The organism is Streptomyces alkaliterrae, assembly GCF_007097205.2.
GTDB lineage: Bacteria > Actinomycetota > Actinomycetes > Streptomycetales > Streptomycetaceae > Streptomyces > Streptomyces alkaliterrae.
In genome coordinates this window covers 1-5,313 of record NZ_VJYK02000352.1, presented here as the reverse complement: position 1 = coordinate 5,313, position 5,313 = coordinate 1, and the positions used below count along the sequence as shown (strand labels likewise).

Below are 5,313 nucleotides of genomic sequence, written 5' to 3'. Positions count from 1 at the left end.
GTTGGGGTGGGCGGGCACCACCAGACCACCGGCCCGGCGCACCCGCGCCGCGTGCCGGTGGAACGCCTCGTCCCTGGCCCGGTAGCGCCAGTCGACGAACGTGCCGGGATCGGTGCCCAGCGCCAGGTAGTGGCCGTTGCGGGTGGTGACCTCCTCGCCGCACAGGATCAGCAGGTCCTCGCCCCACAGCCCCTGCCAGGCGGCGTGCGCGGAGGTGGTGTTGTGCTCGGTCGAGACGATGAAGTCAAGACCGGCGGCCCGGGCCGCCTCGGCGACCTCGGCCGGGGTGCGCTGCCCGTCGGAGTGCACGGTGTGCAGATGGCAGTCGCCCCGGTACCAGGCCCGCCCCCGGCCGCGGGCCCGCTCCGGCGGGTACACCGGCTCGGGCGTCCGGCCCCGCCGGCCGTACCGCAGGGTGACGGCGACCTCGTAGCGCAGACCCTGCGGCGCGACCGTGTACGGGCCGAGCACGACGTGCCAGGTGCCGGCGCCCACCGGCCCCGGCAGATAGCCCGGTGTCGCCCGTTCGGCGCTGATGGTGAACGTGTCGCGGAAGCCGCCGGACCAGCCCCGGAAGGCGTCCGAACCGGTGCCGCGCTCGTCGAGGACCCCGATGTCGAGCGCGTTGCCCGGCGTGCCCGGCGGGACCTCCGGGCGGTCGTAGCGGTAGGCGACGGTCAGCTCCCGCACACCACGCGGCACCTGCACCGGAAGGTAGACGAAGTCCGGTGCGCCGGGCGGGAGTTCACCGCGCAGGCTGCGGGTCTCCGCGTCCTGCCCTGGCGGCGCGGCGAAGGCGAGCGGCGCGAGCGTCACCGCGCCCACCCCGCCCGCGGCGCCGGCCGTCAACCTCAGTACGTCACGTCGTTCCATCTCCGCCGACCCCCTGGCGTCGAGAACAGTCGGGCACTTGCCGAGGACACCGTTGTACGGCTAAGGGACATCGGACAGCACCCTGGCGTATGAACGACCGGAGGACAACACACCACACGCGGCGCCACCCGCGCCCCCGCCCGCCGACCGAAGGGCCCTGATGCGGATCTCCACCAGCGTCTTCCTCACCGACGAGACCATCCACCCCGTACGGCTCGCCCAGGAACTCGAACAGCGCGGCTTCGGCGGGCTGTACCTGCCCGAGCACACCCACATCCCGGTCAGCCGCCGCAGCCCGGCGCCGGGCGGCGGACCGCTGCCGCGCGAGTACGGCCGCAGCCTCGACCCGCTGACGGCGCTCGCCGCCGCGGCCGCCGTCACGACCCGCCTCGCGCTCGGCACGGCGGTCTGCCTCGTCGCCCAGCACGATCCGATCGTGCTGGCCAAACAGGTCGCCAGCCTGGACTGGATGTCCGGCGGACGGTTCACGCTCGGCGTGGGCCTCGGCTGGAACCGCGAGGAGGCGCTGGACCACGGCGTCCACTGGGCCCGCCGCCGCTCCCAGGTCCGCGACCACCTGGCCCTGATGCGCGCGCTGTGGGCCGGCGAACCCACCGCCCACCGGGGCGAGTTCTGCTCCGTCGAGGCGAGCGAGGCGTACCCGAAGCCGGTACGGCCCGGCGGGCCGCGGGTACTGCTCGGCGGCGCGGCGGACGACCGGCTGTTCGCGGACGTCGCCGACCACGCCGACGGCTGGATGCCGATCGGCGGCGGCGGGCTCACCCGGACGCTGCCCCGACTGCGGGAGTACGCGCCCGAGGCCGAGGTCGTCCCGGCCTACGTCCACCCCTCGCCCGGGAAGCTGGCCCGACTGCGCGACCTCGGCGCGGCGGAGGTGATCCTGGCGCTGCCGTCCGCCGCGGAGCCGGCCGTGCTACGGGCACTCGACGACTACTCGCAGTACCTGTAGCGGGCCCGGTATCTCGGCGCGGCGGCCCGCGCGGCGGCTCTCGCGGCGGCGCGGGTCGGACGCGGGTCAGGCGCGCGGGTAGCGGGCCAGCCAGGCCGCGGAGCCGGCCGACGAACCGGGGGCGTGCAGCGCCGGGCCCTGCGTCATCTCCATCGAGAAGTCGTCCGCGAGCTGGAGGAGTGTCGCCCGGCCCTCCAGCTCCGCGATCCAGCTCGGCGGCAGCGCCGTCTCGCCGTGCAGCGCGCCCAGCAGGTTGCCGCAGATCGAGCCGGTGGAGTCGGAGTCCCCGCCGTGGTTGACCGCGAGCAGCAGCCCGTGCCGCACGTCCTCGGCGACCAGCGCGCAGTACACGCCCATCGCCAGCGCCTCCTCGGCCGTCCAGCCCTCACCGAGGGACTGCACCAGCTCAGGGCCCGGCGTCCCCCGGCGCACCGCTTCGAGCGCGTGCTGGAGGGCCTCGCTGGTCTCCTCGTGGTCCGGGCGCGTCGCCAGCAGCGCCAGCGCGTGCCGCACGCCCGCGTCGATCGTCTCGCCCCTGACCACGCCGTGCACGATGACCGCGAACGCGCCGGCCGACAGCACCCCGGTGGGGTGCCCGTGCGTCTGCGCCGCGCACTCCACCGCCAGTTGGAACACCAGTTGCGGCTCCCAGCCCACGAGCAGCCCGAACGGCGCCGACCGCATCACCGTGCCACAGCCCTTGGAACCGGGGTTCTTGGGCGACTCCAGGGTGCCCATCCGCTCGTCCGCGAGCCCCGTCAGACAGGCGTTGCCCGGTGCCCTGCGCGCGTACAGCCACTCCTCGCGGGCCAGCCAGCCGTCGGTCGCCCGGCGCTCGTCGGGACCCCAGTCGCGCTGGGTGGCGGCCCAGCGCAGATAGGCGGCGTGCACGTCCGTCGGCGGGTGCCAGGCACCGGTGTCGCGGCGGACGTGGGCGCGTATCAGCCCGTCGACGGTGAACAGCGTCATCTGCGTGTCGTCGGTGACCGCGCCGCGCCTGCCGTAGGCCGGCACGTAGTCGGTGACGCCCTCCTCGCCGTGCCGGGAGCGGATCTCCTCCAGCGACTGGAACTCGATCCCGGCGCCGAGCGCGTCCCCGACGGCGCCGCCCAGCAGACAGCCCCGAACCCGGCTGCGGAAGTCCTGCTGCTCCATCCGACCCCAGACGACCGTGCTCGAAGCGGTCACTTCGCCCCTCCCTGGTTACACGCCCCCTGCCGAAAAAGCACCCTAGACGACAACCCCCGAGCCGTCCCGCGACCCCCGACCCGCCGGACAGTACCTAGCGGGAGCGGAGCTCCAGCACGGTGATGTCGGGTTCGGCGCCGACCCGCACGGGCGGGCCCCAGGCGCCCGCGCCGCGCGTGACGTACAGCTGGGTGTCGCGGTACCGCTCCAGCCCGAAAAGCGTCGGGTTGGCCAGCGCGGCGAGCACGTTGCCCGGCCACATCTGGCCGCCGTGGGTGTGGCCGGAGAGCTGGAGGTCGACGCCGTGCCGCATGGCGTCGTGGATCAGCGCCGGCTGGTGCGCGATGAGCACGGACGCCCGCCGCTCGTCCCGGTCGGCCATGGCCCGGGCCAGGTCGGGGCCGTCGCCGAACTCCTCACCCGCCGGGTCGTTCACGCCCACGAGGTCGAAGTGTTCGAGTGAGACGTGGCGGTTGGCCAGCACCGTGATGCCGAGTTCCCGGTCGATGTGCCGGGCCCATTCCTGGGCGCCCGAGTAGTACTCGTGGTTGCCTATCGCGAAGAACACGCCTTCGCGGGCGGTGAGCCCGGCCAGCGGTTCGGCGTCGTGGCGCAGGTCGGCGACCGAGCCGTCGACGAGGTCGCCGGCGATGGCGATCAGGTCGGGACGGGTGGCGTTCGCCCGGTCCACGATGCGCTGGCAGGCCCGCCGGCCCAGTACCGGGCTCAGATGGATGTCGCTGATGAGCGTGATGCGGTAGCCGTCGGCCGCCGCCGGCAGCCGGTCGAGGACCACCGGCACGTGCTTGACCACCGGACCCGCGCCGAGCACCTGGTAAGTGCCCTGGCCGACGGTCACGGCGGCGACAGCGCCGGCGGAGACGGCCGCCACCCGGGAGACGAAGAGCCGCCGGGAGGGGTCCGCGGGCTCGTCGGGCGGCGACGCGGCGGCCGTGGCGGCGGGGCCCGCTGCGGCCGTCCCGTCGGCGGGGGCAGGGCCGGCGGTCGCGCCGGTCCTGCCGACCGCGGCCGGGGCGGTCGCCGGTTCGGCGGAGGCCGCCGGGGCGCGGCGCGCCGCCCAGCGGCGCAGCAGCGGCCGTACGAACTCCAGCACGAGGAGCGTCAGCAGCAGGTACACCAGCAGCGCGAACCACAGCATCCCGGGCCAGGCCAGCAGCCGCTTCAGCCACAGCGGGGCGTCCGACCGGCCGGTGACCTGCGCCGCCACCATCACCAGGGGCAGCAGGACCGCAAGAGCGGTGCCGGTACGCCGCCAGACGCCGCCCGGCGCCGACACGTCCCGCACCAGGCGTCTCCACAGGTACCAGTGCGCGGCGCTCAGCACACACAGGATCGAGACCAGGACGAGGGCGAAGGCCATCACCGACCAGCCCCCGAACCATCGCCGTCGCCGCCGCCGTCGCCGCTCTCCGGCCGGAGCGCCCGCAGCCCCCGCAGGCCGACGAGGCCCACGGCCGTGCCGAGCAGGAAGGAGGTGATCGCGAGCAGCAGGTGGACCCAGAAGTAGCCGGTCGGGTCGCCGGCGTCGTCGAAGGCCAGCCCGCTGGCGTCCTGCCACAGGTTGCGGATGAAGGTGATCCAGATGATCCAGGACCACACGCCGAAGGCGAGCAGGAACCAGGCGACCGGGCGGCTGAGCTTCATGCCCCAAGTATGGGCGGGCCCGCCGACAGGACCTCGCCCGGGGCGAGCACGGGCGGGCACGGTGGGGAGACGGGCCGGCCGGCAGGGGGCGGGCCGGCCGGCCCGTCGGCTCACTACCTGATCAGCTTCCCGTCCGGCGCGACGACGAACCACTCGTCGTCGAGCCCCTGGCCGTTGGTCTCGCCCGGGCCGGTGTCGCCGACGTAGTAGTACAGCGGCCACTCGCCGTACGCGGCCTGGGTGACGTCGCCGCCCTGCCGCGCGGTGCGCAGCATGCCCGGCCGTACGCCGTCGCCCGGCTTCACCTCCCCGGGCGTGATCAGGGCGGGCCACACGGCGACGCAGTCGGCGTCGCAGTTGCTGGCGCCGTCCTTGTCCTTGGTGAAGCCGTACAGGGTGCGGCCGGACTGGTCGACCAGGATGCGGCCGAGTTCGGTCTGCGCGACGCGTACCGACTGCTGCGGCATCACCGGGCGCGGCTGGGCGGGCGCGGCCGGTGACGCGGGTGCCGCCCGACCGGGCGGGGTGGCCGGCTCGTCGTCGGTGCCCCGCGCGGGCGGCGGCTCGGCTTCGGTGGAGCCGTCCGGCCCGGCCGGGGCGGCCGGTTGGGCGGGGGC

General features: G+C 75.0%; 6 protein-coding genes. 1 reads left to right on the top strand and 5 read right to left on the bottom strand.

The features are described 5' to 3' along the window. Positions 1 to 873, bottom strand: an 873-nt coding sequence (locus tag FNX44_RS23440) for a CehA/McbA family metallohydrolase (protein WP_173019264.1), incomplete at its 3' end; no start/stop codon positions are given. 160 nt (positions 874 to 1,033) lie between these two features. On the opposite strand from FNX44_RS23440, the gene FNX44_RS23435 reads away from it, so the two are divergent. After that, entirely contained in the window at positions 1,034 to 1,843 is an 810-nt protein-coding gene (locus FNX44_RS23435; RefSeq protein WP_143650831.1) for a TIGR03619 family F420-dependent LLM class oxidoreductase, read from the top strand. 66 nt (positions 1,844 to 1,909) lie between these two features. On the opposite strand, the gene FNX44_RS23430 is transcribed toward FNX44_RS23435, so the two are convergent. From FNX44_RS23430 to FNX44_RS23415, 4 genes are all read right to left on the bottom strand, one after another. Beyond that, entirely contained in the window at positions 1,910 to 2,998 is a 1,089-nt protein-coding gene (locus FNX44_RS23430) for an ADP-ribosylglycohydrolase family protein (protein ID WP_143650833.1), read from the bottom strand. Positions 2,999 to 3,125: 127 nt separating this feature from the next. After that, positions 3,126 to 4,412 carry a metallophosphoesterase gene (locus FNX44_RS23425; RefSeq protein ID WP_143650829.1) on the bottom strand — a complete coding sequence of 429 codons (1,287 nt, stop codon included), beginning with the start codon at positions 4,410 to 4,412 and terminating at the stop codon, positions 3,126 to 3,128. After that, positions 4,412 to 4,696, bottom strand: coding sequence for an SCO4848 family membrane protein (locus FNX44_RS29210; protein ID WP_228450150.1), 285 nt, complete (start codon positions 4,694 to 4,696; stop codon positions 4,412 to 4,414). The genes FNX44_RS23425 and FNX44_RS29210 overlap by 1 nt, the downstream gene beginning before the upstream one ends. 113 nt (positions 4,697 to 4,809) lie before the next feature. Further along, positions 4,810 to 5,313: COG4315 family predicted lipoprotein (locus FNX44_RS23415; protein WP_143650827.1), on the bottom strand; the 504-nt coding region annotated here is incomplete at its 5' end.

Bases quoted from the DNA above. Each gene is read 5' to 3' on its own strand.
- FNX44_RS29210 (WP_228450150.1), bottom strand. From the start codon at position 4,696: ATGAAGCTCAGCCGCCCGGTCGCCTGGTTCCTGCTCGCCTTCGGCGTG.
- FNX44_RS23435 (WP_143650831.1), top strand. From the start codon at position 1,034: ATGCGGATCTCCACCAGCGTCTTCCTCACCGACGAGACCATCCACCCC.
- FNX44_RS23425 (WP_143650829.1), bottom strand. From the start codon at position 4,412: ATGGCCTTCGCCCTCGTCCTGGTCTCGATCCTGTGTGTGCTGAGCGCC.
- FNX44_RS23430 (WP_143650833.1), bottom strand. From the start codon at position 2,998: ATGGAGCAGCAGGACTTCCGCAGCCGGGTTCGGGGCTGTCTGCTGGGC.